Origin of the sequence: Streptomyces sp. NPDC023723, from assembly GCF_040639815.1 — a bacterium.
Classification (GTDB): domain Bacteria; phylum Actinomycetota; class Actinomycetes; order Streptomycetales; family Streptomycetaceae; genus Streptomyces.
In genome coordinates, this window is record NZ_JBFAAP010000002.1 from 168,199 (window position 1) to 193,315 (window position 25,117).

26 protein-coding genes and 1 pseudogene are annotated in these 25,117 nt (G+C 70.0%); 6 read left to right on the forward strand and 21 right to left on the reverse strand.

Going from position 1 to position 25,117, the window contains the following annotated elements; all coding sequences use genetic code 11:
• Nucleotides 1–6: 6 nt before the first annotated feature.
• From AB0G32_RS03490 to AB0G32_RS03500, 3 genes and pseudogenes are all read right to left on the reverse strand, one after another.
• The gene (locus AB0G32_RS03490; RefSeq protein WP_361157528.1) at nucleotides 7–378 is read right to left on the reverse strand and encodes a holo-ACP synthase; all 372 of its coding nucleotides are present in this window, start codon (nucleotides 376–378) and stop codon (nucleotides 7–9) included.
• A 9-nt stretch (nucleotides 379–387) separates the two neighbouring features.
• Nucleotides 388–1,284 (reverse strand): hypothetical protein, encoded by an 897-nt coding sequence (locus tag AB0G32_RS03495; RefSeq protein ID WP_361157531.1) that lies wholly within the window; start codon nucleotides 1,282–1,284, stop codon nucleotides 388–390.
• 90 nt (nucleotides 1,285–1,374) lie between these two features.
• Nucleotides 1,375–1,773, reverse strand: a pseudogene (locus tag AB0G32_RS03500) (ATP-binding protein); the annotation flags it as partial.
• Nucleotides 1,774–1,989: 216 nt separating this feature from the next.
• Here AB0G32_RS03500 and AB0G32_RS03505 point away from each other — a divergent pair.
• Together AB0G32_RS03505 and AB0G32_RS03510 are read left to right on the forward strand one after the other, a co-directional pair.
• Nucleotides 1,990–2,841: a DUF5753 domain-containing protein gene (locus tag AB0G32_RS03505; protein ID WP_361157534.1), complete on the forward strand. Its 852-nt coding sequence runs from the start codon at nucleotides 1,990–1,992 to the stop codon at nucleotides 2,839–2,841.
• A gap of 7 nt (nucleotides 2,842–2,848) precedes the next feature.
• The gene (locus AB0G32_RS03510) at nucleotides 2,849–3,067 is read left to right on the forward strand and encodes a DUF397 domain-containing protein (RefSeq protein ID WP_361157536.1); all 219 of its coding nucleotides are present in this window, start codon (nucleotides 2,849–2,851) and stop codon (nucleotides 3,065–3,067) included.
• Here AB0G32_RS03510 and glmS read toward each other — a convergent pair.
• Nucleotides 3,028–4,875, reverse strand: a complete 1,848-nt coding sequence (glmS, locus tag AB0G32_RS03515) for a glutamine--fructose-6-phosphate transaminase (isomerizing) (protein WP_361157539.1) — start codon at nucleotides 4,873–4,875, stop codon at nucleotides 3,028–3,030. The two genes, AB0G32_RS03510 and glmS, sit on opposite strands and share 40 nt — an antisense overlap.
• A 167-nt stretch (nucleotides 4,876–5,042) precedes the next feature.
• Between glmS and coaA the strand changes: the two genes are divergently transcribed.
• Nucleotides 5,043–6,092 carry a type I pantothenate kinase gene (gene coaA, locus AB0G32_RS03520; RefSeq protein ID WP_361157541.1) on the forward strand — a complete coding sequence of 350 codons (1,050 nt, stop codon included), beginning with the start codon at nucleotides 5,043–5,045 and terminating at the stop codon, nucleotides 6,090–6,092.
• Nucleotides 6,093–6,127: 35 nt separating this feature from the next.
• Entirely contained in the window at nucleotides 6,128–7,069 is a 942-nt protein-coding gene (locus AB0G32_RS03525) for a DUF389 domain-containing protein (protein ID WP_361157544.1), read from the forward strand.
• A 106-nt stretch (nucleotides 7,070–7,175) separates the two neighbouring features.
• On the opposite strand, the gene glmM is transcribed toward AB0G32_RS03525, so the two are convergent.
• The 4 genes from glmM to AB0G32_RS03545 all read right to left on the reverse strand — a co-directional run bounded on the left by glmM (nucleotide 7,176) and on the right by AB0G32_RS03545 (nucleotide 11,129).
• Nucleotides 7,176–8,534, reverse strand: coding sequence for a phosphoglucosamine mutase (glmM, locus tag AB0G32_RS03530; protein ID WP_361157546.1), 1,359 nt, complete (start codon nucleotides 8,532–8,534; stop codon nucleotides 7,176–7,178).
• Between the two features lie 167 nt (nucleotides 8,535–8,701).
• The gene (gene rpsI, locus AB0G32_RS03535; protein WP_361157548.1) at nucleotides 8,702–9,214 is read right to left on the reverse strand and encodes a 30S ribosomal protein S9; all 513 of its coding nucleotides are present in this window, start codon (nucleotides 9,212–9,214) and stop codon (nucleotides 8,702–8,704) included.
• Between the two features lie 43 nt (nucleotides 9,215–9,257).
• On the reverse strand, nucleotides 9,258–9,701 hold the full coding sequence (rplM, locus tag AB0G32_RS03540; RefSeq protein ID WP_055632362.1) for a 50S ribosomal protein L13: 444 nt from the start codon (nucleotides 9,699–9,701) through the stop codon (nucleotides 9,258–9,260).
• Nucleotides 9,702–9,917: 216 nt separating this feature from the next.
• On the reverse strand, nucleotides 9,918–11,129 hold the full coding sequence (locus AB0G32_RS03545; protein ID WP_361157551.1) for a glycosyltransferase family 87 protein: 1,212 nt from the start codon (nucleotides 11,127–11,129) through the stop codon (nucleotides 9,918–9,920).
• A gap of 74 nt (nucleotides 11,130–11,203) precedes the next feature.
• Here AB0G32_RS03545 and AB0G32_RS03550 point away from each other — a divergent pair, with 74 nt between their 5' ends.
• Entirely contained in the window at nucleotides 11,204–12,091 is an 888-nt protein-coding gene (locus AB0G32_RS03550) for a hypothetical protein (RefSeq protein ID WP_361157554.1), read from the forward strand.
• Nucleotides 12,092–12,113: 22 nt separating this feature from the next.
• Here the strand turns inward: AB0G32_RS03550 and AB0G32_RS03555 are convergent, their stop codons facing one another.
• The 5 genes from AB0G32_RS03555 to AB0G32_RS03575 form a co-directional block, all read right to left on the reverse strand.
• Nucleotides 12,114–13,202, reverse strand: a complete 1,089-nt coding sequence (locus tag AB0G32_RS03555) for an NlpC/P60 family protein (RefSeq protein ID WP_361157557.1) — start codon at nucleotides 13,200–13,202, stop codon at nucleotides 12,114–12,116.
• A 16-nt stretch (nucleotides 13,203–13,218) separates the two neighbouring features.
• Nucleotides 13,219–13,701 (reverse strand): poly-gamma-glutamate biosynthesis protein PgsC/CapC, encoded by a 483-nt coding sequence (locus AB0G32_RS03560; protein ID WP_361157559.1) that lies wholly within the window; start codon nucleotides 13,699–13,701, stop codon nucleotides 13,219–13,221.
• Nucleotides 13,698–15,209 (reverse strand): poly-gamma-glutamate synthase PgsB, encoded by a 1,512-nt coding sequence (pgsB, locus tag AB0G32_RS03565; protein ID WP_361157562.1) that lies wholly within the window; start codon nucleotides 15,207–15,209, stop codon nucleotides 13,698–13,700. The genes AB0G32_RS03560 and pgsB overlap by 4 nt, the downstream gene beginning before the upstream one ends.
• Nucleotides 15,210–15,215: 6 nt before the next feature.
• Nucleotides 15,216–17,462: a HAMP domain-containing protein gene (locus AB0G32_RS03570; RefSeq protein WP_361158226.1), complete on the reverse strand. Its 2,247-nt coding sequence runs from the start codon at nucleotides 17,460–17,462 to the stop codon at nucleotides 15,216–15,218.
• 224 nt (nucleotides 17,463–17,686) lie between these two features.
• A complete protein-coding gene (locus tag AB0G32_RS03575; RefSeq protein WP_361157565.1) occupies nucleotides 17,687–18,865 on the reverse strand; it encodes a CapA family protein in 1,179 nt (392 codons plus the stop codon).
• Between the two features lie 113 nt (nucleotides 18,866–18,978).
• Here AB0G32_RS03575 and AB0G32_RS03580 point away from each other — a divergent pair, with 113 nt between their 5' ends.
• Nucleotides 18,979–19,869: a hypothetical protein gene (locus AB0G32_RS03580; protein ID WP_361158229.1), complete on the forward strand. Its 891-nt coding sequence runs from the start codon at nucleotides 18,979–18,981 to the stop codon at nucleotides 19,867–19,869.
• 6 nt (nucleotides 19,870–19,875) lie between these two features.
• On the opposite strand, the gene truA is transcribed toward AB0G32_RS03580, so the two are convergent.
• The 8 genes from truA to map all read right to left on the reverse strand — a co-directional run bounded on the left by truA (nucleotide 19,876) and on the right by map (nucleotide 25,055).
• A complete protein-coding gene (gene truA / locus AB0G32_RS03585) occupies nucleotides 19,876–20,733 on the reverse strand; it encodes a tRNA pseudouridine(38-40) synthase TruA (RefSeq protein WP_361157567.1) in 858 nt (285 codons plus the stop codon).
• A 170-nt stretch (nucleotides 20,734–20,903) separates the two neighbouring features.
• The gene (gene rplQ / locus AB0G32_RS03590) at nucleotides 20,904–21,365 is read right to left on the reverse strand and encodes a 50S ribosomal protein L17 (protein ID WP_361157570.1); all 462 of its coding nucleotides are present in this window, start codon (nucleotides 21,363–21,365) and stop codon (nucleotides 20,904–20,906) included.
• A 111-nt stretch (nucleotides 21,366–21,476) separates the two neighbouring features.
• Nucleotides 21,477–22,499, reverse strand: a complete 1,023-nt coding sequence (locus tag AB0G32_RS03595; RefSeq protein WP_003966937.1) for a DNA-directed RNA polymerase subunit alpha — start codon at nucleotides 22,497–22,499, stop codon at nucleotides 21,477–21,479.
• A 120-nt stretch (nucleotides 22,500–22,619) separates the two neighbouring features.
• Complete coding sequence (rpsK, locus tag AB0G32_RS03600) at nucleotides 22,620–23,024, reverse strand: 30S ribosomal protein S11 (protein WP_003948617.1); 405 nt, start codon at nucleotides 23,022–23,024, stop codon at nucleotides 22,620–22,622.
• 69 nt (nucleotides 23,025–23,093) lie between these two features.
• Complete coding sequence (gene rpsM / locus AB0G32_RS03605; protein ID WP_361157573.1) at nucleotides 23,094–23,474, reverse strand: 30S ribosomal protein S13; 381 nt, start codon at nucleotides 23,472–23,474, stop codon at nucleotides 23,094–23,096.
• 187 nt (nucleotides 23,475–23,661) lie between these two features.
• Nucleotides 23,662–23,775: a 50S ribosomal protein L36 gene (gene rpmJ / locus AB0G32_RS03610; protein ID WP_003974245.1), complete on the reverse strand. Its 114-nt coding sequence runs from the start codon at nucleotides 23,773–23,775 to the stop codon at nucleotides 23,662–23,664.
• A gap of 68 nt (nucleotides 23,776–23,843) precedes the next feature.
• Nucleotides 23,844–24,065, reverse strand: a complete 222-nt coding sequence (gene infA / locus AB0G32_RS03615) for a translation initiation factor IF-1 (RefSeq protein WP_003948620.1) — start codon at nucleotides 24,063–24,065, stop codon at nucleotides 23,844–23,846.
• Between the two features lie 153 nt (nucleotides 24,066–24,218).
• Nucleotides 24,219–25,055, reverse strand: a complete 837-nt coding sequence (gene map / locus AB0G32_RS03620; RefSeq protein WP_361157576.1) for a type I methionyl aminopeptidase — start codon at nucleotides 25,053–25,055, stop codon at nucleotides 24,219–24,221.
• Nucleotides 25,056–25,117: the final 62 nt, after the last annotated feature.

A 25,117-nucleotide genomic window follows, 5' to 3' on the forward strand; every position in this document is an offset into this window, starting at 1 on the left:
GGCCGCTCAGCCCTCGGCGATCACCACGGCCGACGCGACTCCCGCGTCATGGCTGAGCGACACGTGCCACGAGGTCACCCCCAGCTCGGCGGCCCGGGCCGCCACCGTCCCCCGCACCCGCAGCCGGGGCCGGCCACTGTCCTCGACGTACACCTCGGCATCGGTCCACAGCAGTCCGCCGGGCGCGCCCAACGCCTTGGCCAGCGCCTCCTTCGCCGCGAACCGTGCGGCCAACGAGGCGGCCCCCCGCCGCGCCCCGCCCGGCAACAGCAGCTCCCGCTCCAGGAAGAGCCGCCCGGCCAGCCCGGGCGTCCGCTCCAGCGACGCCGCGAACCGCTCGATCTCGGCCACGTCGATCCCGACCCCGATGATGCTCATGCGGGCACCTTACGGGGCGGCCTCTTCCACTTCCTCTACGAAGAGATCCTCCATCCGTTCGACCGTTCCGGCCCGGTCGAGCCAGTCATCGAGCCGGGCGAGATCCTTGCAGTCGGTGACGCGGGCACGCACGTCGTCCGAGACGCTGAAGCCGCGCACTTCTAGAACGCGCAGAACGCCTTCCGCCTTGCCCTTGGCCTCGCCGTCGTAGTACGCCTCCTCGAAGACCGTTCCCCTGCCCGGGAAATATGAAATAACCATCTTCTCCAGCTCCCTCCACATCTCTCGGGCCGGAGTGTGCTCCAACCCCACTTCCAGCAGTTCCGACCAGTACTTGGCGGTCGGCTTGTCGAACGACCGCATTCCGCGGGCCAGCAAATTCAGTATGGCCTCGATGCCCTCGCTTTCGCTGTGCACGATGGCGGAGAACGTCGCCAGCGCGGGCTCCCGCGCCACCAACGCCTCATCGGTGATCTCCGGAACGCTGTCCGGGCCGAGTACGAACGGGTACGTCACCTGCGAGGCCCAGGGGCCGACCCGGCATTCGAAGGGCCCCGCCGCCCACTTCGCCGTGGACCGGCTGCGGCAGACCGCGACGAGCAGCACGGGTAGCCCGAACTTGGCGTGCAAGTACGCCACGTAGTACGGCCAGTTGGTGCCCTTGTCCGATGCCTTGCGGGTCTGAGCCTCGACAGCGAGGAGAAAGGAGTCCCCCTCCGACGGCTCGACCTTCAGCACCGTGTCCACACGACGCTCCAGCGGCTTCAACTCCGTGGCGTCGGGCGTCATGAGTTCGATGTCCGCCTTGGCAGGCGGCGGCATGCCCAACGCCTCGAAGATGGGCGCGAGAATCTCCGGATGATCCTGAAAGATCCGGTGCGATGTCTCGTGGGTTGATGTGACCATGTGCGCAACCTATTCCGAGAGATGGGCCGAATTGCCAGCCCGTTGAGGCACGTTCACTCTTTCGAGCGCCGGAAAAACGTTCACGCCGCCCAGCTCACACCAGACAACCTTGCCGCGACCGCCCTCCCGGGCCAGCGGCTGCCAGCCCCATACGTCGGCGCAGGCCCGCACCAGTTCCAGGCCCCGTCCGTCCTCGGTTTCCAGCCCCCGGTCGACGGGAATCGGCGGCTGCGGCGGAGACGGGTCCGCGTCCCACGCGCCGATCCGCAGGACGCCGTTCCCGGACCAGCGCACCCGCAGCGCGGCCGGCCCCTCGGTGTGCCGTACGGCGTTCGACACCAGCTCCGTGGCCAGCAGTTCCGCCAGGTCGACCAGGCGGATCAGCCCGTGCATCGTGAGGATCAGGCGGAGGGTGCGGCGGCAGACGGTGACGGCGCGGACGTCGTTGGGGATGTGGAGGGAGTACTCCCACGGGTCGTTTTCGGGCATGCGGCAACTCCCGTTCGGTGAGGGGTGACTGTGCGCGGCGACCGGTGTCCTCGCCGCGTCCGTCACGGCAGGACGGAGCGGTGCGCTTCCGGTGGCCCGGTATCGCAGAGTGTGCAACGCGCTACCGACCGTAGACCTAAGATGTGATGCCGGACAAGCCGGTCACGGTATCCATCCCCGAACGAGTAGCGCCTGACGGCGCTTCAAGGAGAGTCCATGCCCCTGCGCCGTGAACCAACCGCACGTCAACTGCGCCTCGCAACCGAACTGCGCAGACTCCGGGAGGCCGCAGGGCTTGCCGCCCGCGAAGCAGCCGCACTGCTCGGGGTGAGTCACCCTCAGATCAGCCACATCGAATCCGGCCTCACAGGTGTGAGCGATGCGCGCCTGCGCCGTCTTGCGGCCCATTACGCCTGCCGGGATCAGGAATTGATCGATGCGCTGGCGAGCATGGCAACCAGCCGGACCCGGGGCTGGTGGGAAGAATTCCGAGGAGTGCTGCCTACCTCGTTCCTGGACATCGCGGAGTTGGAACACCACGCTGCCTTCCGGCGTGACGTGGAACTCCTGTTCATTCCCGGACTGCTCCAGACGGAGGACTACGCCCGCGCGGCCTTTTCCTCCAGGGTCCCCGCCCTCCCCCGTGAGGATCTCGAGGCCCGCGTCCAGCACCGCATGCGGCGTAAGTCAGTCCTTGAAGGAGACGCTGCCACCCCGTACGAGGCAGTCATCCACGAGGCGGCGCTCCGCATCAGGGTCCACGACCGTGCCACCTCCCGCACTCAACTCGTCCGCCTCTTGGAGTCTTCCGAGGCGGACAACGTCACTGTGCGGGTGACCCCCTTCGACCTGGACGGCTTCGGTGCGACCTGGAGCACGATGATGCTGGCAGGTGGCGCCGTGCCCCGGCTGGACACTGCCGTCCGTGACGCACCGCACGGTGCCGCGTTCGTTGATTCCGAAGCCCAACTCGACGTCTTTCGAACGCTCTTCCGTAAAGTAGAAGCGGCGTCATACGATCCCGAGCGTTCACGTGACTTCATCCACCGGCTGGCCAAAGAACTGTGAGGCACCCGTGACCACCCCCGGCAACTGGCGAAAGTCGTCCTACTCCGGTGGCGGCGACGGCAACAACTGCATAGAGATAGCGACCACCCCCACCCACATCGCCCTCCGCGACTCCAAGAACCCGGCCTACGCCACCCTCACCTTCCCCGCCACCACCTTCGCCTCCTTCCTCGAAGCCCTGCGAGCTCACTCCACCGTCACCGACTTCGCCAGGTTCCGCGGCTGATCCACCTCGTTCCCCCGCGCCGTCGCCAGCTCGCAGGCGAAGACCTGCAACGGCACCGTCGCCACCAGCGGCTGGAGCAGCGTCGGCGTCGCCGGTACCCGGACGAGGTGGTCGGCGTACGGCGTCACCGCCTCGTCGCCCTCCTCCGCGATGACGATGGTGCGGGCGCCCCGGGCGCGGATCTCCTGGATGTTGGAGACGATCTTGTCGTGCAGGACGGACCGCCCGCGCGCGGACGGAACGACCACGACCACCGGCACGTCCTCCTCGATCAGCGCGATCGGCCCGTGCTTCAGCTCGCCCGCCGCGAAGCCCTCGGCGTGCATGTAGGCCAGTTCCTTCAGTTTGAGGGCGCCTTCCAGGGCGACCGGATAGCCCACGTGCCGCCCCAGGAACAGCACCGTGTCCTTGCCGGCCAGCGAGCGCGCCAGCTCCCGTACCGGCTCCATCGTCCCCAGCACCCGGCCGACCGCCTCCCCGATGCCGGCCAGGTCCCGGATCACCGCGCGGATCTCGTCGCCCCACTTGGTGCCGCGCACCTGACCGAGGTACAGCGCGACCAGGTAGCAGGCCACCAGCTGGGTCAGGAACGCCTTGGTCGAGGCCACCGCCACCTCCGGCCCGGCGTGCGTGTACAGCACCGCGTCGGACTCGCGCGGGATGGTGGAACCGTTGGTGTTGCAGATGGCGAGCACCTTGGAGCCCTGCTCACGGGCGTGCCGCAGCGCCATCAGGGTGTCCATGGTCTCGCCGGACTGGGAGATGGCGATGACCAGCGACCGGGCGTCCAGGATCGGGTCCCGGTAGCGGAACTCGCTCGCCAGCTCCACCTCGCACGGAATCCGCGTCCAGTGCTCGATGGCGTACTTGGCGATCAGCCCGGCGTGGAACGCCGTACCGCACGCGACGATCACCACCTTGTCGGTCTCGCGCAGCTCGTGCGCCGGGATCCGCACCTCGTCCAGGGTCAGCGACCCCTCCGCGTCGATCCGGCCCAGCAGCGTGTCCGCGACCGCCTTCGGCTGCTCGGCGATCTCCTTGAGCATGAAGGACGCGTGCCCGCCCTTCTCGGCGGCGGAGGCGTCCCAGTCGACGTGGTAGGCGCGTACGTCGGCGGCGGAACCGTCGAAGCCGGTCACCGTCACCCCGTCCCGGCGCAGCTCGACCACCTGGTCCTGGCCGAGCTCCAGGGCCCGGCGGGTGTGCGCGATGAACGCCGCCACGTCGGAGGCGAGGAAGGACTCGCCCTCCCCGACCCCCACCACCAGTGGCGAGTTGCGCCGGGCGCCGACCACCACGTCCGGCTCGTCCGCGTGCACCGCGACCAGCGTGAACGCCCCTTCCAGGCGCCGGCACACCAGCCGCATCGCCTCCGCCGGGTCGGCGCAGGCCGAGTACTCCTCGGCGAGCAGGTGGGCGACCACCTCGGTGTCGGTCTCGGAGGCGAGGTCGTGCCCGCGCCCGGCCAGCTCCGCGCGCAGCGCGGCGAAGTTCTCGATGATGCCGTTGTGGACCACGGCGACCCGGCCCGCGTTGTCGAGGTGCGGGTGGGCGTTGGCGTCGGTGGGGCCGCCGTGCGTGGCCCACCGGGTGTGGCCGATGCCGGTGGTCCCGGCCGGCAGCGGATGCTCGGACAGCTCCTTCTCCAGGTTGACGAGCTTGCCGGCCCGTTTGGCGGGGGCCAGCCCGCCGTCCGCGAGCACGGCGACACCCGCCGAGTCGTATCCCCGGTACTCCAGTCGCTTCAGCCCGGCCATGACCACGTCGAGCGCCGACTGCGAGCCCACATATCCCACGATTCCGCACATGATCGGCAGCCTACGAGCACTCCCGATCACGAACACGCCAGAACGGGCCGAATCGTGCCCGATATCGGAAATTCCCACGACAGAACGAGCCAGGTGGCCGACGTGCCCCATGGGCGACGTGACCCACCCCACCCTGCGCCCCGTTCAAACTCCGTTAACAATGGACTGTGATCTCTCCGGTCCCTCCGTCGGCTTCCACGGCTGCCTCCACGCCGGCCTCCACCGCGGCCTCGTCGACGGCCCCGTCGACCTCCCGGAGCGCCCACCGGCACCGGCCGGAGGCGACTCCCTACGTCGACCTCACCCGCGCCGAGTGGAGCGCGCTGCGCGAGAAGACGCCGCTGCCGCTCACCGCCGAGGAGGTGGAGAAGCTGCGCGGCCTGGGCGACGTCATCGACCTCGACGAGGTGCGGGACATCTACCTCCCGCTCTCCCGCCTGCTCAACCTCTACGTCGGCGCCACCGACGGCCTGCGCTCCGCGCTCAACACCTTCCTCGGCGAACAGGGCTCCCAGTCCGGCACCCCGTTCGTGATAGGCGTGGCCGGCTCCGTCGCGGTCGGCAAGTCCACCGTCGCCCGCCTCCTCCAGGCCCTGCTGTCCCGCTGGCCCGAGCATCCGCACGTCGAGCTGGTGACGACGGACGGTTTCCTGCTGCCCACCCGGGAACTGGAGGCCCGCTCCATGATGGCCCGCAAGGGCTTCCCCGAGTCGTACGACCGCCGCGCGCTCACCCGCTTCGTCGCCGACATCAAGGCGGGCAAGGCGGAGGTGACGGCCCCGGTCTACTCCCACCTGATCTACGACATCGTGCCCGGCGAGAAGCTGACCGTGCGCCGCCCCGACATCCTGATCGTGGAGGGCCTCAACGTCCTCCAGCCCGCGCTGCCCGGCAAGGACGGCCGCACCCGGGTCGGCCTCGCCGACTACTTCGACTTCAGCGTGTACGTGGACGCCCGCCCCGAGGACATCGAGAGCTGGTACCTGAACCGGTTCAAGAAGCTGCGCGCGACCGCCTTCCAGAACCCGTCCTCCTACTTCCGCAAGTACACCCAGGTCTCCGAGGAGGAGGCCCTCGACTACGCCCGCACCACCTGGCGCACCATCAACAAGCCCAACCTGATCGAGAACGTCGCCCCCACCCGGGGCCGTGCCACCCTGATCCTGCGCAAGGGCCCGGACCACAAGGTGCAGCGCCTGCACCTGCGCAAACTGTGACCCCACGGGGGGCCGCCTGACGGTTCAATGGGCGCATGCTGCATCTGCGTCTGATCACCCCGCCCGCCCAGACCGACGAGGTGGTGCGTCTCCTGGACACCACGGTCGGCACCGCCCACCTGGTCGTCCTGCCCGGCGCGGCCCGCTCCCCCGCCGGCGACGTGGTGATGTGCGACGTGGCGCGCGAGGCGGGCAACGACCTCATCGACGAGCTGCGCGCACTCGGCCTGCAACGGCACGGCGCCATCACCGCCGAGGACATCGACCTGTCGCTGTCCGAGTACGCCGACCGGGCCGAGGAGGAGGCACCGGGCGAGGGCGCGGACGCGGTCCTGTGGGAGCAGCTCCAGGAGGCCACCCACGAGGAGTCGACCCTCTCGGTCACCTACGTCGCCTTCATCACGCTGGCCACGATGATCGCGGCCTGCGGCGTGGTGCTGGACAACGCGATCCTGATCGTCGGCGCGATGGCGGTCGGCCCGGAGTTCGGCCCGCTGGCCGGCATCTGCACCGCCGCCGTCCAGCGCGCCCCGCGCCTCGCACTGCGCTCGGCGGTCGCCCTGCTGGCGGGCTTCGCCATCGCCATGGCGGTGACCGCCGCGTTCAGCGTCTTCATGGACTCCGTCGGCCTGTTCACCGAGGCGAAACTGGAGGGCGAGCGCCCGAACACCGGCTTCGTCTACGCCCCCGACTGGTTCTCGTTCGTCGTCGCGGTGCTGGCCGGCGCCGCCGGGATGCTCTCCCTGACCTCGGCGAAGTCCGGCGCCCTGGTCGGCGTCGCCATCTCGGTCACCACCGTCCCGGCCGCCGCCAACGCGGCCGTGGCCCTGATCTACGGCGACGCCGACCAGGGCTGGCACTCCACGGAACAGCTCCTGCTGAACCTGCTGGGCATCATCGTGGCGGGCACCCTGACCCTGCTGCTCCAGAAAACCCTGTGGGCAACGATGAAACGCCGCGCAGAAAAGCGCCGCTGAAGGGGCGCGGGGCTGTGTCGACATGCGGCTCCGCCGCGTGGGCGCGACCAGCCACAACGCACCCGCAGCTGACACCCCACAGCACCCGAACGCACCTACTACGTACCTACCCGAGCGCCGACTTCACCGAATCAGCCAACCGCCCCGCCACCGCCCGGGCCTGCCCGATGTCCGCCGCCTCCACCATCACCCGCACCAGCGGCTCCGTCCCGGAGGGACGCAACAGCACCCGCCCGGTGGCCCCCAGCTCCCGCTCCGCCTCGCCGACCGCGGTCGCCAGCTCCGCCGACGTCCGCACCCGCGACTTGTCCACGTCCGGCACATTGACCAGCACCTGCGGCAGCCGCTCCATGACCGACGCCAGTTCCCGCAGCGTACGGCCGGACTGCGCGACCCGCGCCGCCAGCAGCAGCCCGGTCAGTGTGCCGTCGCCGGTGGTGGCGTGGTCCAGCACGATGACGTGCCCGGACTGCTCGCCGCCCAGCGCGTACCCGTGCTGCTTCATCTCCTCCAGCACATACCGGTCGCCGACCCCGGTCTGCACGAACCGGATGCCCTCGCGCTCCATGGCCAGCTTGAAGCCCAGGTTGGACATGACGGTGGCCACCACGGTCTCCGAGCGCAGCGCGGACCGCTCCCGCATCGCCAGCGCGAGGACGGCGAGGATCTGGTCGCCGTCCACCTCCGCGCCGGTGTGGTCCACGGCCAGGCACCGGTCGGCGTCGCCGTCGTGCGCGATGCCGAGGTCGGCGCCGTGCTCCACGACGGCCGCCTTCAGCAGGTCCAGGTGGGTGGAGCCGCAGCCGTCGTTGATGTTGAGGCCGTCCGGCTCGGCACCGATGGTGACGATCTCCGCGCCGGCCCGCGCGAACGCCTCCGGCGAGACCCGCCAGGCCGCGCCGTGCGCCTCGTCGAGGACGATCTTCAGCCCGTCCAGCCGGTTCGGCAGCACGCCGACGAGGTGGGCGACGTACTGGTCGAGCCCTTCCTTGTACTCCCGCACCCGGCCCACGCCGCCCCCGGTCGGCCGGTCCCAGGGCGCCCCGGTGCGGTGCTCGGCGTAGACGGCCTCGATGCGGTCCTCCAGCTCGTCGGCGAGTTTGTGACCGCCGCGGGCGAAGAACTTGACCCCGTTGTCCGGCATGGCGTTGTGGCTCGCGGAGAGCATCACGCCCAGGTCGGCGCCGAGCGCGCCGGTCAGGTGGGCGACCGCGGGCGTCGGCAGCACCCCGACCCGCAGCACGTCCACGCCGGCGCTGGCCAGCCCGGCGACAACGGCGGCCTCCAGGAACTCCCCGGACGCCCGCGGATCACGCCCGACCACTGCGGTCGGCCGGTGCCCCTCGAACGTGCCCACCTCGGCCAGTACGTGCGCCGCGGCGACGGAGAGGCCGAGCGCCAGCTCAGCCGTCAGATCCGCGTTGGCGACACCGCGCACGCCGTCCGTGCCGAAGAGTCGTCCCACTTGTCCTCCTGAGGAATCGTCCGATGCACACCGCACTGACATCCGATCACATAAGCCTTTGAGCGTCTTGTGCCGTTATACGCCCCTGCCTGTGGATAAACGAACGCCCCGGCGGCACAAAGGGCGTGCCGCCGGGGCGTTCGGAGTACGCGCGGGGCGCGTGGGGCTTAGCGCTTGCTGTACTGCGGAGCCTTGCGGGCCTTCTTCAGACCGGCCTTCTTCCGCTCGACCGCACGGTCGTCGCGGCGCAGGAAGCCGGCCTTCTTGAGCGCGCCGCGGTTGTTGTCGACGTCGGCCTCGTTCAGGGCACGCGCGACACCGAGACGCAGGGCACCGGCCTGGCCGGAGACGCCGCCGCCGGAGATGCGGGCGATGACGTCGTAGCGGTCGTCCAGCTCGAGCACCTTGAAGGGCTCGTTGACTTCCTGCTGGTGCACCTTGTTCGGGAAGTAGTCCTCGAGGGTGCGCCCGTTGATCTTCCACTTGCCGCTGCCCGGGACGATCCGGACGCGGGCGATGGCGTTCTTGCGGCGGCCCAGGCCGGCGGCCGGCTGCGGCTCGCCGAAGCGGGAGGCCATCGACTCGGAGGTGTACTCGCCCTCGACGGGAACCTCGGACTCGGTGGTGTAGCTCTCGATGTCAAGCTCTTCGAGCGGCTGCTCGGCAGTGGTCTCAGCCACGATTCTCCTCAGATTCTCTTCAGCTTTAAGGGGGTGGCCGGACTTACTGCGCGACCTGGGTGATCTCGAACGGCTGCGGCTGCTGCGCGCCGTGCGGGTGCTGGTCACCCTTGTAGACCTTCAGCTTCGAGAGCATCTGACGGCCCAGCGTGTTCTTGGGGAGCATGCCCTTGACGGCCTTCTCGATGGCCTTCTCCGGGTTCTTGTCCAGCAGCTCGTCGTAGCGGACCGAGCGCAGACCGCCCGGGTAGCCCGAGTGGCGGTAGGCCATCTTCTGGGTCCGCTTGTTGCCGGAGAGGTGCACCTTGTCGGCGTTGATGATGATGACGAAGTCACCGGTGTCGACGTGGGGCGCGTAGATCGGCTTGTGCTTGCCACGCAGGATGGAGGCCGCAGTGGAGGCCAGACGGCCCAGGACGACGTCCTGAGCGTCGATGACGTGCCACTGGCGCGTCACATCGCCGGGCTTGGGGCTGTACGTACGCACGGTTCGTAGCCTTCGCTTCGAGTGAATGGTCCATAACTGGTCACCGAAACGATCACGACAGCCTGGACCGCACTGCGGCGACGCATACCGCGTACGTGGGTCGCTGGTCATCGGCCCGGTGGACCGGTGTAAGGGCCCGTCCCGTGAGAATGAGCAAGCCAATACACAACGAACAAGCAGGATACCGGGGTGCCCCAGAAGGGTCAAAACGAGGGTTCACCCGGACCCGCTGTCCACCTCCAGCGTACGTGACCGGTCACCACTGCCGCCCGGAGCCCGCCGCCTCCGGCGCCCTGCGTTCGCTGCCGCCACCGTCACCGCCAGCACACCCAGCGTGCACGCGTCCTTGAAGGCCCGTCTGCCCGCCGCCTCCAGCCAGGGCCAGGTCACCCCGGGCAGCTGCGGCACCAGCGCCACCCAGAACCCGGGCCGCCGGGCCACCGAGTCCGGGTACGGCAGTCCGGCCAGCAGCAGCGGCACGACGACCAGCAGATAGTGGTCGTAGGAGGGCCGGGAGACCAGGAACGCCGACAACATCAGCCCGGCGGCGGTCTCGGCGTACCGCACCGGCCCTGGATCGCCACGCCGCCAGCGCAGCGCCGCGCACAGCACCCCGGCGCCCGCCGCGAGCAGGGCGAGGCCCTCGGCGAGCGGCGCGGGCAGGCCGAGCCGGGGCAGCACGGCCGCCGGGGACGCCTCGTAGAGCCGGACGAAGCCGTCGTCGCCGCGCAGCAGGAAGGGGAGGGTGCGGGTGAAGAACCCGGCCGGGTCCGGCATCAGCAGCGCCGCCGCCCCGGAGGCGAGGACCGGCACCAGGACGGCCGCCGCCAGCGCCCGCCACCGCCCGGCCAGCACGAAGAGCAGGGCGACCGGCGCGAGCAGCGGCTTCAGCGCCACCGCGGCCCCGACCACCGTCCCGGCCGCGACCCACCGCCCCCGGTACGCGAGCAGCAGGCACAGCGGCAGCGCGACGGCCGCCGTGACCGTCCAGTTCCCCAGCCGCACCAGGTGCCCGAACGGCGCGAAACAGGCCGCGAGCCCGGTCAGGCCCAGCACCCCGAGGCGGCTGCCCCGGGCCACCCCGTGCAGCCGCAGCGCGCACCGCCACCCCGCCGCCAGCAGCCCGGCCACCACGACCGGCAGCAGCACCCGCAGCACCGCCTGCGGCAGCAGCGCCTGCGGTACGGCGGCCAGCACCGCGCTCGGAAAATAGAGGAAGTGGGGATCGTCATAGGGGTCGCCGCCGGCCAGCCAGGACCGCGCCGCCCGCACCACGATCGCGTTGTCCATGCCGCCGTCCGAGGTCACCCGGGCGGTGTGCGCCGCGAGCGCCCCCAGCACCGCCGCCGGCACCGCCCACGCCGCCCGTCCCGCGGGCCGCCCCAGCCACCCGGAGATGTCGCCTTTACCCGTATTGCCCGTCCACATGGACGGAACGCTAGGCGCTGCGCTCCCGGTGGACACGGACCAGCACGCCATCTGTCCCGTCTAAGATGCGCCCCATGAGCCTTGGGCAGGGGGGACCCGACTCCCAGTGGGATCCCTGGACACCGAATTCCCAACAGCAGCAGCAGCCTTGGAGCGGCGGCGGTGGCGACACCCCGGACTGGGCGGCGCTCGCCGAGGCGTCCGAGGCGCGCGCCAAGCGCCGCCGGCTGCTGTTCGTCGGCGGCGGGGCGCTGGCCACCGTGGCGGTGGCGGCCGCCGTGGCGGTGGCCGTGGTCTCGGCGGACGGCTCGGGCCAGGCGTCGGACTCGCCGTCCTCGCAGCTGCCGAGCGCGGCCGAGATACCGAGCGCGTCGGCCGCGGCGCCGTCGTTCGCCCCGACCAGCGCGCCGCCCCCGCTGGACCCGAAGGACTTCATCTCCAGCGCGAAGAAGGACACCGCCGCGCTCGGCCCGGAGACGCTCTTCCCCGGCACCCAGCTGACCATGGGCGAGACGGTCTACAAGAAGGGCCCCACGGCCGACACCACCACCTGCTCCTCGGCCGCCCAGCAGACCCTGCCGAAGGTCCTCGAAGCCAACGACTGCACCCGGCTGATGCGGGTCACCTACACCAAGGACGACATCGCGGTCACGGTCGGCGTGGCCGTCTTCGACACCGCGGCGAAGGCGACCGGGGCCAAGTCCGGCGCCGACACGAAGAGCATCGTCAAGCCGCTCTCCGGCGGCGGCGTCAGCTCCTTCTGCACCGGCGCGGTCTGCCGCACCACCACCAACTCCTACGGCCGCTACGTCTACTTCACCATCGCCGGCTTCACCAACGGCAAGGACGTCACGGAAAAGGACACGGCGGCCTTCCAGATCGGCGACGACCTGGGCAAGTTCACCTTCCGCCAGATCGTCCGGCGGGGGGAGGCGCAGGCTTCGGCGGCGGCGGGCGGTTAGCCGGCGGGCACCGGCGCGGCGGTCACAGCCGCTTGGCGCTGCGCAGTGTCTTGGCGTAGTAGCCGTTCCCGTCGAGCCGGGAGACCCCGCCGACGTCACCGATGGTCGGACCGTTGACCTCTTCGCGGCTGGATATGAAGATCAGGTGGCCCTCGGTGTCGTATCCGAGCACCATGCCGACGTGGTCGAGCCGCTCCCCCGTGCGGGTGTCCAGCTTGAAGAAGACCAGGTCGCCCGGCTGGAGCTGGTCGATACCGGTCGGCCGGTCGGCGGCGGAGGTCCCGGCGAGCGGCAGCACGTCCGCCCCTTCGTCGGAGCGGGCCATGCCGTTGGCGGTGCGCGGCAGTCCGTCGCCCGAGGTGTCGGAGGACATCAGCGGGTAGCGGGCGCGGTAGCCGAACACCATGCGCATGAAGCCCGAGCAGTCCAGGGACTTCGCGCGCTGCGCGTCCGGTGTCCCCGTCGTGCCGTCCCGGAAGGGATAGTCGACGCCGAGGTAGTCGAAGAAGTCGGACTGCTCCAGCCGCAGGTCGCCGCCCTCGGCGCCGGTGGTGTTCAGCGGACCGAAGTCGGCGTCACCGGCGTAGACGGTGCCCTCGGCGTCCTTCTTCGGCGCGGCGCCCGCCACGTACTGGAAGGCGATGGCGAAGAGGTCGTCCTCCTTGCTGTCCGCGTACTCGGCATACCAGTCCTTGAACCACTTCTTCTCCTCGGCGCCCTTCTGCCACGGCTCGGGCATCAGCCGCACCCAGTCCGTGGTGGAGACCTTGGAGGAGGTCGAGGTTGGTTCCGCGAAGGTGCGGGCCGCCCCGGTGAGGGTCGCGGTGCGCGCCCCGTCGGTGAGTACCGCCTTGATCTGTCCGTCGGAGCCGCGCAGCACCGAACGGGCCGGGTTCTCCAGCCGGGACCACTTCTCCTGCCCCTCGGCCTTCGCGTCCGAGCCGCCGGAGCCCTTGTCGCCGTCCAGGATGCCGACGTTGCGGACCTCGGTCACCCCGGGCTGCTCCTGCTTGCGCAGTTCCAGGGTGAGGTATCCGGACGTCGCCACCAGCCCGAGCACCACCAGGCCCGAGACGACCGGCCGCGACTTCTTCTTCGCTTTCCCTGTCACTGCTGCTCCTCGGTTCTCAGACGGTGGGCATGATGCCGAGCAGCAGCCCGGCGGCGACGACGATGTAGGCCAGCAGGGAGACCGTGCCGGTGGCCAGCAAGGTGGCGCCCTTGGGCTGGCGCACCATCTGGTAGGCGATCAGACCGGGCACGATGAAGCCGAGGGTCTGGTTGCCGTACAGCAGGGGGAACTCCAGGGAGAGCACGATCATCACGGTGCCCTGGAGCAGCACACCGAGCAGCACCACCGCGGCGAACAGCCGCTTGCCGTAAAGGATCACCAGTCGCTGCATGATCTTGGTGCCCCCGTAGGTGAGGGCGGTGACGCCCACCACCATGGCCGCGCGCTGCACGTCCTCGATCAGGGTCAGGGCGAGCCAGCCCGGAGTGATCATGCCGCCGGGCGACAGGTTGGTGGTGAGGTAGCACACCAGTGAGAAGAACAGGCCTATGGCGATGCCCAGGGCGGCCATCTCAGGAGTCAGTGCGGCGGTGATCAACGGAGTCTCCGGGCATCGTCGTGCGGATCGTCGTGAGGCGGCCAGGTCTGCTGCCGGTCAGGGGCGTACGGCTCGTACTGCTGGTATTCGCCGTACTCCTGGTACTCGCCGTACTGCTGGTACTCGCCGGGCGGGCGGTACGTGTCGTCCTGCGGCTGGTACGGCCCGGTCGCCCTGGCCGGGACGCGCAGTACCGGGATCTCCTGGGTCTGCGACGCCTGGTACCGCTCCTCGTAGGCGACGGGGTACGACGCGAACGGGTCGAGGCGGGGCGGCTGGGCCGGGCCGGCGGGGGCCGGACCCGGTGCCGTCTCCTCGGCCTCACCGTCGTCCGCGGGGAGCTCGGCCAGGTACTCCAGGAGCTCCTCGCCCTGCCCGTGGATGTTGCCGATGGCGACGAGCGAGGAGCCGTCGGACATCCGGCCCAGCAGTGCCGGCATGAACTCGTCGGCGGACCGCTTCTCGCCCCCGAGGTCGACCGCCCGGTCCCGCCACTGGGCGGGGATGGCGTCGATGGCACTCTTGGCCGGGTGCCCGATGACGAAGACGTGGTCCGGTTGCAGGTCGGGGATGATCTCGCCCATCTGCCCGTTGCGTTCCACGCGGTCCGGCCGGCAGTTGATGACGACGTTCAACGGCCGGCGGATGGCGCCGAGATCGAGCAGCTGGTTGATGTTCATCAGCGTCGACTCGGGGTCGTTGGCGGCGAAGACGTTGGCGAACGCCAGCCGCTTGCCCTCCGGGGCCTGATAGCGCTCCACGGAGAGGACCCCTGGGTCCGGCGGGGCGTCGTACATGCCCTGCAGGGCGACCTGGCGCTCGACGCCGAGCAGTTCGGCGACGACCAGGGCGATGGCCACGTTCTCCTTGAAGGTGAACCAACTGAAGCCGCGCAGCTCGTCGTCGCTGACGGTCTCCGGGTCGGCGTACACCAACTGGCAGTTACGGGCGTCCGCCTCCTCCTGGAGGATGTGGAAACGGTCCTTTTCGGCGGTGACGCAGATGCCGTCCTGGGGCATCGAGCGGCACAGCGAGCGGGCCACGTCGTCCAGGGTCGGGCCCATCTCGGCGAGATGGTCCTCACGGACGTTGCACAGCACGCCGATCGTGGAGCGGATCAGCTTGCTCTGGTTGACCTCCTGGAGGGCCGGCATGACCGCCATGCACTCGATGACGAGGGCGTCGGGACGGTAGGTGGCGGCCCGCCGGACGATGCCGATCTGCTCCACCACGTTGGCGATGCCGAACTTGCGGTAGACCGGCTCCTCGGTGGCGTCGGGGTGGATGAAGCGGGCCGCGGTGCCGGTGGTCTTGGCGACGGTGATCAGGTCACCGCCGCGCAGCGCACCGGCGCACAGCCGGGTGATGGACGACTTGCCGCGGATGCCGTTGACCAGCACCCGGGACGGGATGGTGTGCAGGGCCGCGTAGTGGCGGCGCTGCTCCACGATTCCCGCGACCAGCAGGAACACACTGCCGACCAACAGGACGAAGTACAGGTAGAGCACGGCGGATCACCTTCCTCCGGCGCCGGGCCGGGACTCGGCGGGCCGGCGGGCCTCGCTCTGCCGACGGGCCTGAAGCTGCTGGCGGATCAGTTCGAGGCTGCGCACCACGGCACCGACCTCGTCCTGGTAGCGGGGGTAGTGCACGGTCTTGAGGTCGCCGTCGGCGAGCTGCTCGGCGCTGACCGCCAGGGCGCGCAGCGGCCGGGCCACGACCAGGTGAATCCAGCCCAGGCAGACGACGATCGCGGCGAGGCCGAGCAGACCGGCCAGAACACTGCGGTCCTCGCGTTCGTACGCGGTGATCTCGAAGTGGTCGGCGTTCTGCCAGCTCACCACCGTCCATCCGAGGTCGGAGGCGATGCCGCCACCGGAGAAGGGGGCCGCGGCGGCCACCGTGACGTCACCGCCGTCCCGGATGAGCAGCCCGTTCTCCACCGGCCCGGCGCCCACCTGGACGCTGGCGGCACGGACCAGGTCGGGCAGCGCGTCCTCGGACAGTTTCTCGAAGGCGAGGAAGCCGTCGTTGGCGGCGAGGGTGCGGGCGTCGGCGTCCACGACCCGGACCTCGCCGAGGCCCGGCCGGGTCAGCAGCGAGTTGATGAACTCGATCCGCACCTCGCCGACGAGAGTGGTGCCCTGGTGGTCCGGCACCGGGGCACCGGCCTGGATCACCGGCTTCTTCTCGCCCTCGCCGGAGACCCGGACCAGCGCGCCGTCCTTCTGGTCGCGCCACGCGTGCGGGTCGTCCCCGGCCCGGGCCACTACCGCGCCGGCGTCGTCGACGACGTACAGCGCCTGATAACGGGTGTGCTCGCGCAGGGTGTCGCCGAGCACCTGTTCGGTGCGCGCGGCGTCGTCGGCGTCGATGAGACGTGCGGTGGAGACGAGGTCGGTCTGCGCCTCGTTGAGCGCCCGGCGGACCCGGTCGGCGACCAGGTCGGTGCGGTCGCGCTGGTCGTTGACCATGGTGGCGGGCACGCTGACCGAGCCGTCGGTGCGGTTGAGCAGCAGTCCGACGGGCACGCACCACAGCAGCAGCAGTACGGCGGTCAGCGCGAGCGGCACCCCGGTACCGAACCGCGTCCCGCGCCCCGCCCCGGCGTCCGGCTCGTGTCCAGGACCACCGAGCTGACCGCGCAGGCGCTCCAGGGCGGTGCCGACCCGGGCGGCCTCGCCCCAGCGGGGCACGTCGACGGGCCGGGTCACATCGCCCCGGGCCAGTCGGCGCGACTCCAGGAACAGCCGCAGCAGCGGCCGTTGCACCCGGCCCCACAGCACGGCCGCCGCCAGCAGTCCGAGCACCACGAGCGCACCGGCCGCGACCAGTCCGAACAGCTCCCGGTCCGCGCCACCGGCGCCCTGCTGCTGGACCACCGGAAGCATGGCCACGACCGCGAGACCGAGACCGGCGGCGACGCTCTTCTTGTCCTCCGGGTCGGAGGAGGCCAGTGAGGCGTAACCGGCGGTGGTGACCCGGCCGTTGTAGTCGTCACCGAGCAGCGTCCCGCTGACCCCCGGGTAACCGCGGGAGCCGGGCTCCTTGGCGCTGACGGGGTTCTGCTCCGTCTTCTCGGCCGCCCGGTCGGACAGCTGGGACATCTGCTTCCGCAGGAAGGTGAGTTCCTCGCGCTGCTTGTCCGAGTTCAGCGCCTCGGACTGTTCGAACCCGGCCGTGGCCAGGACCTCGCCGTCCCGGGCGACCACCGACATGGTGCGGAACTCGCCCAGGCTGACATCGGGAACGGTCAGGCTGTTGGAGGCGATCAGCAGTTGCTGCGGCTGGTTCTTCCAGTCCAGTACGACCATGGTCATCAGCCGCACGTCACCGGTCTCCAGCCGCACCATCCGCGGGGCGAGCGCCTGGTCACCGGTGAGGACGTCATCGTCGAGCCAGGCGAGCGGAATCCTTTCTCCGCGGGCCGCGAGAACGTCCCCGCTCTCCAGGTCGAGGATCGTGGTGCCGGTCCACTTCTGGTAGGCGGCCCCCAGGTCGGACAGCACCTTCTCGGGCTCGGCCGGCGCGCCCGCGTTCAGCACGGTGGCGGTGCGCTCCAGGTCGGTGACGCGTTCGTCGATGGAGGCGCGCAGCGCGATGGCGCCGTCCTCGGCGAAGTGCTGCTGGGAGGTGAGCACGGCCTCGGGCACGACCGAGTCGGCGCCGGGACCGAGCACCTTGGCGGTGAGCCCGGCCAGAGCGAGGATCAGGACGCACAGCACCGCGATGGGCGGACGGATACCGCCCAGCAGAGGCATGTCCGCCCGTCTGCGGCTGCGCCGGCGCCCCTGCGCGGCAGGCCGGACGTGGCTCGTTGTCACCGGTCATCTTCCTTGGTCGCTGCGGATCGCGGCGGATCGGTATGGGATGCCCGACGTCTGCCGGACGCACCACGCCGCGGCCCGTGCGACACCGTCAATGAAGAGACTGATAAAAGCTGAAAAAGTTGTATCCGCGAGGTACGCCGGGACTATGACGCCCATCACGTTGCGAGTGTCAGCGCCTTCAGCCCGTCTCCTCCGGGAGCACCCCGGTTGTAGAGGAAGCCCCGGGTGCGGTCGGCCGCCAGCCGGTAGCGGGAGATCCGCTCCTCGGACAGGTCGCCCGGCTCGTCGAGCCGCTGCTGCACGTCCACGACCCGCAGGTCCTCGACCGCTCCCGCCGGCGCCTTCTCCCCCGCCGCCGGCTCGGGCGGCACATCCACCAGCGTGGTGCGGTAACGGGCGGTGACGTCCCAGCCGTCGGTCGTCTCACGGAACTCGAACCAGCCGATGACGCCCTCCTCCGTGATGCCCTTGGGCGAGGAGTGCCGGGCCACCTGGTTGCCGAGGCTGTAGGCGACCCAAGTGCCGTTCACCTTCTGGATGGGCTGGACCACATGGGCGTGGTGCCCGATCACGAGGTCGATCCCGGTTTCCTCGGTGAGCCACTGCGCCAGCGAGAGCTGAGCGGTACCCGGTTCGTTGTAGTACTCGGCGCCCCAGTGGATGGAGAGGATGACCACCTCGGCGCCCTTGTCCCGGGCCCGCCGCTCGGCCTCCTTGATGTCCGAGGCGTCGGTCGTGTTGAGAATCCACCCCTTGCCGTCGGGCGTGGGGTGGACGAACGACTCCCAGGAGTAGGCGAGGTGCGCCACCTGCACGCCGTTGACATCCCGGATGTTGACCTGCTCTGCTTCCTGCGGCGTACGGGCCGACCCGGTGTGCCCGAGGCCCACCTCGTCCATCACGTCGAGCGTGCGCCGCACGCCGCTCATGCCGTGGTCGTAGGTGTGGTTGGAGGCCGTGGAGCAGGTGTCGTAGCCGATGTCCTTCATCGACTTCAGCACCTGCGGCGGCACGAGGAACTCCGGGTACCCCTCGAAGGGGCCCTCGGGCTCTCCGACGGGGGTCTCCATGTGACAGATCGCCAGGTCCGCCTTGCTGATGACCGGCTGCACCCCGGCGAGCAGCGGGCCGAAGTCCAGCCCGTCGTCCCCCTCGCCGGTCCGCTCGGCGTCCTTCGCCGCCTGGTCGACCAGCTCCGGGTGGATGAGCACATCGCCGGCCGCGGCGACGGTGAACGACCTGCCGCCCGGCTTCGCCTGGACCTGCGCGGGCTCCGAGGAGCAGGCGGCGGTCAGTCCGGCGGCCACGGCCAGCGCCGTTACAATCCGACCCATACGGAGAGACTTACGGAATGTCACCGATCAATGTTCACACGGCACTCACACATCACACGAGTGTTCCCATCACAAGACAATCACATTTCCTGCGCCTTCTGATGCTGAGTGGACTGCTCGTGACATTGATCGGTTGCCAGTCGGCCACGGCACCGCGGCAGCGGGCGGACCCCGAGCCCGCGGCCCGTGAACTGGTGGACCTGCGCGACCGGGTCACCGACTACACGACCACGTTCGACGCCGACGGTGACTACACGCCCCCCGACGCCGGTCAGCGCGAGCGGCTCGCCCGGGGCGTCGGCCGTCTCCTGGACGGCGAACCGCGCGCGGCGGAGCGCGAACTGGCCCGGATCGGCCTCGGCGTCACCCGGCTCACCGACACGGCCTCCGGCCGACGCTACGACGAGGTCGCCGCCAAGGGCGGCGGCTCCGCCGCCCACTGGGGCCGGCTCTACCTCAACGCCGACGCCGCGCTGCGCTGGAACGCGCAGGTCCCCCACCCGGTCTCCGACCGGGACACGGAGTCGCTCGGCCTGCGCCTGCTGGAGGAGAACCCCGGGGGCGCGCTGGTCCTGGCCGGCGCGCACCGCCGGGCCGGCGAAGGGGGCGCCGCCGATGTCGCCCACCGCGAGGACAGCGCGTTCCACACCGTGGTCCTGGAACTGCAGAAGCGCGGTGTGCCCGGCGTCCAGCTGCACGGTTTCACCAACGACTCAGACGACCGGCCCTACGACGCGATCGTCTCCACCGGCGCCGCCGAGAGCGCGCCCGCCGAGGTCGTCGCGATGGCCGACCGCATGGACACCGACGGGCTGCGGGTCTGCCGGGCCTGGTCGGCGCGCTGCCCGCTGGAGGGAACCACCAACGTCCAGGGCCGGGCGGCCCAGCGTCAGCACACCACCTTCGTCCATGTGGAGCTGGCCCCGCCGGCCCGGGACGGCCGGGACGCGGAGGAGGCGGCCGACGCGCTCGCCGGCCTGCTCACCGCCTGGGCCGGCCAGTGAGAGCCGTCAGCGGCCGCCGGCCACCGGCAACGACCGCCGATTGCGTGCCTGCGCACTGCGCTCCGCCAGCAGTTCGTCGGCCGGATACCCGACCTCCTCCAACGTCAGACCATGCGGCCGCACCACATGCACCGCACTGTCCCGCACCCCCGCGTCCAGCACCTTCCGCGGCCATTCCACCCCGCGGTGCCCGTCCCCCACGAACAGCAACGCGCCGACCATGGACCGCACTTGGTTGTGGCAGAAGGCGTCGGCCCGCACCTCGATCTCGATGACCCCGTCGGCGGTGCGGCGCGCCCCGAAGTCGAGGATCTCCCGGATCGTCGTCGCGCCCTCGCGCTTCTTCGCGTACGCGGCGAAGTCGTGCTCGCCGACCAGCGACCTGGCCGCCGTGTCCATCGCGGCGACGTCCAACTCCCAGTCGTGCCACAGCACATGACCGCGCAGCAGCGGGTCGACGCCGCCCGGCCGGTCACCGACCCGGTAGACGTAGCGCCGCCACAGCGCGGCGAACCGCGCGTTGAACCCGTCCGGCGCCTCGGTCAGCGCCCACACCCGCACGTCCTTGGGCAGCCGCCCGGCCAGCCGCTTCAGCAGCTTCTCCCGGTGCGCCTCCCACACCTCCACCGGCAGATCAACGTGCGCCACCTGCCCCCGGGCGTGCACCCCGGCGTCCGTCCGGCCGGCCACGGTCAGCTCGTACGTCCGCTCCCCCGACCGCGTCACGGTCCGCAGCGCGTCCTCGACCTCCCCCTGCACGGTCCGCCGCCCGCCGGCCTGCTTGGCCCACCCGGAGAATCCGGTCCCGTCATAGGAAAGATCAAGCCGGACCCGCACACACCCGTCGGCTGCTGCCTCACTCACACCCAGATCCTCTCACCCACACAAAAGCGGGCCCGCCCCTCCGAAAAGGAACGGACCCGCAACGCGCCCCAAAAGGGGCGCGGGGCTGTATCGATATGCGGCTCCGCTGCGTGGGCGCGACCAGCCACAACAAACCCGCAGCCGCAAACCGCACAGCACCCCGCAGACGCTTACGCGTCCTTCGACTCCTCGGCAGGCGCCTCGGTGGCCTCGGCGTCCTTCGCGGCACGCGCCGTCGCGGCCTCGGCCTCGCCGGTCGCCTGCTGGGCAACCGTCAGCGCCTCGACCAGCTCGATGACGGCCATGGGCGCGTTGTCACCACGGCGGTTGCCGATCTTGGTGATCCGCGTGTAGCCGCCGGGACGGTTCTCGTAGCGCGGGCCGATCTCGGTGAAGAGCGTGTGGACGATGCTCTTGTCCGTGATCACCTGGAGCACCTGACGGCGGTTGTGAAGGTCGCCCTTCTTCGCCTTGGTGACCAGACGCTCGGCGTACGGCCGCAGCTTGCGGGCCTTCGCCTCGGTGGTGGTGATCTTGCCGTGCTCGAAGAGCGCCTTCGCGAGGTTCGCGAGCAGCAGCTTCTCGTGCGCGGCACTGCCGCCCAGACGGGCACCCTTGGTGGGCTTCGGCATGATGTTTCTCCTAGGTGTCTGCCCCGGCCGTATCAGGTACCGGGGTCAGTATCCGAGCAGGCGGTCGCCTGTCGGAGATCCGGGGCGCCGGTGAGGACGCCCCGGAGGAAATCAGTACTGCTCGGTCTCCACGAACCCGGCGTCCGCGTCGTCGTCCGCGCCGAAGGCGTCCGCGGCGGCGGTCGGGTCGAACCCGGGAGGCGAGTCCTTGAGCGCGAGGCCCATACCGGCCAGCTTCGCCTTGACCTCGTCGATCGACTTCGCACCGAAGTTGCGAATGTCGAGCAGGTCCGCCTCGGACCGCGCGACGAGCTCACCCACGGAGTGGATGCCCTCACGCTTGAGGCAGTTGTACGACCGAACGGTGAGCTCAAGCTCCTCGATCGGCAGGGCGAGATCAGCGGCGAGGGCAGCGTCCGTCGGGGACGGGCCCATGTCGATGCCCTCGGCGTCGATGTTCAGCTCGCGGGCCAGACCGAACAGCTCGACCAGGGTCTTGCCGGCCGACGCCATGGCGTCGCGCGGACGCATGGCCTGCTTGGTCTCGACGTCGACGATCAGCTTGTCGAAGTCGGTGCGCTGCTCGACACGCGTGGCCTCGACCTTGTACGTGACCTTCAGCACCGGCGAGTAGATCGAGTCGACCGGGATCCGGCCGATCTCCTGGCCGACCTGCTTGTTCTGCACGGCGGAGACGTAGCCGCGACCGCGCTCGACGGTCAGCTCCATCTCCAGCTTGCCCTTGCCGTTGAGCGTGGCGAGGACCAGGTCGGGGTTGTGCACCTCGACACCGGCCGGCGGCGCGATGTCGGCGGCGGTGACCAGACCCGGGCCCTGCTTGCGCAGGTACATCACGACCGGCTCGTCGTGCTCCGAGGAGACGACCAGCTGCTTGATGTTGAGGATCAGGTCGGTGACGTCCTCCTTGACGCCCGGCACGGTGGTGAACTCGTGCAGGACACCGTCGATCCGGATCGACGTGACCGCCGCACCCGGGATCGAGGAGAGGAGCGTACGGCGCAGGGAGTTGCCGAGGGTGTAGCCGAAGCCCGGCTCCAGCGGCTCGATCACGAACCGGGAGCGGAATTCGTCGACGACCTCTTCGGTCAACGAGGGACGCTGAGCGATCAGCATGAAGACAATCCTTCAGTCAGGGGCACCCGCTATTTGATGCCCGACTTGATACTGCAAGGGTACGGGCGGCACGGCCCGAAGGAGCCGTACCGCCCGGAACCGCGTACCGCGAGGCGAACGTCAGACGCGACGGCGCTTCGGCGGACGGCAGCCGTTGTGCGGGGTGGGCGTGACGTCCTGGATCGAGCCGACCTCAAGACCGGTCGCCTGAAGCGAACGGATGGCGGTCTCGCGACCCGAGCCCGGGCCCTTCACGAACACGTCGACCTTGCGCATGCCGTGCTCCTGCGCGCGACGGGCGGCCGACTCGGCAGCCATCTGCGCGGCGAACGGCGTGGACTTCCGGGAGCCCTTGAAGCCGACGTGGCCGGCGGAGGCCCAGGAGATCACGTTGCCGGTCGGGTCCGTGATGGACACGATCGTGTTGTTGAACGTGCTCTTGATGTGCGCGTGGCCGTGAGCGACGTTCTTCTTTTCCTTGCGGCGCACCTTCTTGGCAGCGCCCTGACGACCCTTGGGGGGCATCTATAACTCCTACGGGGAGGTGGTCGGTCCTACAGCGAAGACCGCTGATGAAGCGTTGTCCGCTGAGGACTACTTCTTGCCCGGCTTCTTCTTGCCGGCGATGGCGCGACGCGGGCCCTTGCGGGTACGAGCGTTCGTGCTGGTGCGCTGACCACGGACCGGCAGACCACGGCGGTGACGCAGACCCTGGTAGGTACCGATCTCGACCTTGCGGCGGATGTCGGCCTGGATCTCGCGACGGAGGTCACCCTCGGTCTTGATGTTGTTGTCGACGTACTCGCGGATCGCGACGAGCTGCTCCTCGGAGAGGTCGCGAACACGGGTGTTCGGGTCCACGCCGACGGCTGCGAGCGTCTGCTGCGAGAGCGTCCGGCCGATGCCGAACACGTAGGTCAGGGCGATCTCCACGCGCTTTTCGCGCGGGATGTCGACACCGGAAACGCGTGCCATTCAATGGCTCCTGGTGATCTTCGGAGGTCTTCCACAGAACCGGCTCCCAGCCCGCCGTACCAGGTACGGGCGAGGTCCCCGGCCTCCGAACCGGGGGTGTCGGGCACAGTCGCGCCCGGGTCCTGCGTATGAACATTTCAGCTCGCGTCGCGCGAAGTACTGCGAATCGCGGAGGGACGGGTCTGCGTCAGCCCTGGCGCTGCTTGTGGCGCGGGTTGTCGCAGATGACCATGACCCGGCCGTGACGGCGGATCACCCTGCACTTGTCGCAGATCTTCTTGACGCTCGGCTTGACCTTCATGGGTGTGAGGTTCTCCGGGTCAGTTGCCGGCGGCCCCGCGCCAACAGCGCACGGGACGTGGGCAAGATCTACTTGTACCGGTAGACGATCCGGCCACGCGTCAGGTCGTACGGAGACAGCTCCACCACGACCCGGTCGTCAGGGAGGATGCGGATGTAGTGCATACGCATCTTGCCGCTGATGTGTGCCAGGACCTGGTGGCCGTTCTGGAGCTCAACCTTGAACATGGCGTTCGGCAGAGACTCGACGACAGTGCCCTCGATCTCGATGGCACCCTGCTTCTTGGCCACGCTTCGCCCTTCGAATCGACTACCTTGATCGACTCTCGTCACACTTACACATATGCGCATGCAGACATGCGGGTGCACCAGAGCCGACGAGTCAGTCTACGTCAGCACACCCGGAAAGGCGAAACGAGGAAGTCTGCCCCAACCGGGAGATCACTATGCGAGCGGGTCCGGCGCGGCGGTGATCCCCAGCTCCGCCAGCTTGGCCTTGCCGCCGTCCGGGGCGGTCAGCACCAGCGGGCCCTGCTCGGTCAGCGCGACCGAGTGCTCCCAGTGCGAGGACCAGGTGCCGTCCGTGGTGATCACGGTCCACTCGTCCGCCAGCACCCGTGTCTTCGGGGTGCCGAGCGACACCATCGGCTCGATGGCCAGGCAGGTCCCGGGCACCAGCTTCGGACCCTTGCCGCGGCGCCGGTCGACGTAGTTCAGCAGGTGCGGGTCCATGTGCATCTCGGTGCCGATGCCGTGGCCGCCGTAGTCCTCGATGATCCCGTACCGGCCGCCGCCGGGCTTGGGCTGCCGGCGGATGTACGTCTCGACGGCCCGGGAGATGTCGACCAGCCGGTTGCCCTGCTTCATGGCGGCGATCCCGGCCCACATCGACTCCTCGGTCACCCGGGAGAGCTCGATCAGCTCGGGCGAGTGCCCGGACCCGACGAAGGCGGTGTAGGCGGCGTCACCGTGCCAGCCGTCGATGATCGCCCCGCAGTCGATGGAGATGATGTCCCCGTCCTTGAGGACAGTCTCGTCGGAGGGGATGCCGTGCACCACGACCTCGTTGGCCGAGGTGCAGATCGTCGCGGGGAAGCCGCCGTAGCCGAGGAAGTTCGGCTTGGCGTCGTGCTCCGCGAGCACCTTGCGGGCGACCTGGTCCAGGTCCTTGGTGGTGGCGCCGGGCACGGCGGCCTCCCGCGTGGCCGCGTGGATGGCGGCGACGACCAGCCCCGCCTCGCGCATCTTGGCGATCTGCTCGGGACTCTTGATCTGCACCATGGAAAACCTGCGGCCTTTCTGGACCAGGGGAAGAAACCAGCACCCCCAACGATACGGGGACC

Excerpts from the sequence above, each read along its gene's own strand:
- AB0G32_RS03490 (WP_361157528.1), bottom strand. The coding sequence starts at position 378 with ATGAGCATCATCGGGGTCGGGATCGACGTGGCCGAGATCGAGCGGTTC.
- AB0G32_RS03570 (WP_361158226.1), bottom strand. The coding sequence starts at position 17,462 with ATGCCTCTGCTGGGCGGTATCCGTCCGCCCATCGCGGTGCTGTGCGTC.
- glmS (WP_361157539.1), bottom strand. The coding sequence starts at position 4,875 with ATGTGCGGAATCGTGGGATATGTGGGCTCGCAGTCGGCGCTCGACGTG.
- AB0G32_RS03575 (WP_361157565.1), bottom strand. The coding sequence starts at position 18,865 with ATGGGTCGGATTGTAACGGCGCTGGCCGTGGCCGCCGGACTGACCGCC.
- rpmJ (WP_003974245.1), bottom strand. The coding sequence starts at position 23,775 with ATGAAGGTCAAGCCGAGCGTCAAGAAGATCTGCGACAAGTGCAGGGTG.
- map (WP_361157576.1), bottom strand. The coding sequence starts at position 25,055 with ATGGTGCAGATCAAGAGTCCCGAGCAGATCGCCAAGATGCGCGAGGCG.
- AB0G32_RS03595 (WP_003966937.1), bottom strand. The coding sequence starts at position 22,499 with ATGCTGATCGCTCAGCGTCCCTCGTTGACCGAAGAGGTCGTCGACGAA.
- AB0G32_RS03495 (WP_361157531.1), bottom strand. The coding sequence starts at position 1,284 with ATGGTCACATCAACCCACGAGACATCGCACCGGATCTTTCAGGATCAT.
- AB0G32_RS03545 (WP_361157551.1), bottom strand. The coding sequence starts at position 11,129 with ATGTGGACGGGCAATACGGGTAAAGGCGACATCTCCGGGTGGCTGGGG.
- AB0G32_RS03525 (WP_361157544.1), top strand. The coding sequence starts at position 6,128 with ATGCTGCATCTGCGTCTGATCACCCCGCCCGCCCAGACCGACGAGGTG.
- AB0G32_RS03505 (WP_361157534.1), top strand. The coding sequence starts at position 1,990 with ATGCCCCTGCGCCGTGAACCAACCGCACGTCAACTGCGCCTCGCAACC.
- AB0G32_RS03550 (WP_361157554.1), top strand. The coding sequence starts at position 11,204 with ATGAGCCTTGGGCAGGGGGGACCCGACTCCCAGTGGGATCCCTGGACA.
- rpsK (WP_003948617.1), bottom strand. The coding sequence starts at position 23,024 with ATGCCCCCCAAGGGTCGTCAGGGCGCTGCCAAGAAGGTGCGCCGCAAG.
- rplQ (WP_361157570.1), bottom strand. The coding sequence starts at position 21,365 with ATGCCGAAGCCCACCAAGGGTGCCCGTCTGGGCGGCAGTGCCGCGCAC.
- rpsM (WP_361157573.1), bottom strand. The coding sequence starts at position 23,474 with ATGGCACGCGTTTCCGGTGTCGACATCCCGCGCGAAAAGCGCGTGGAG.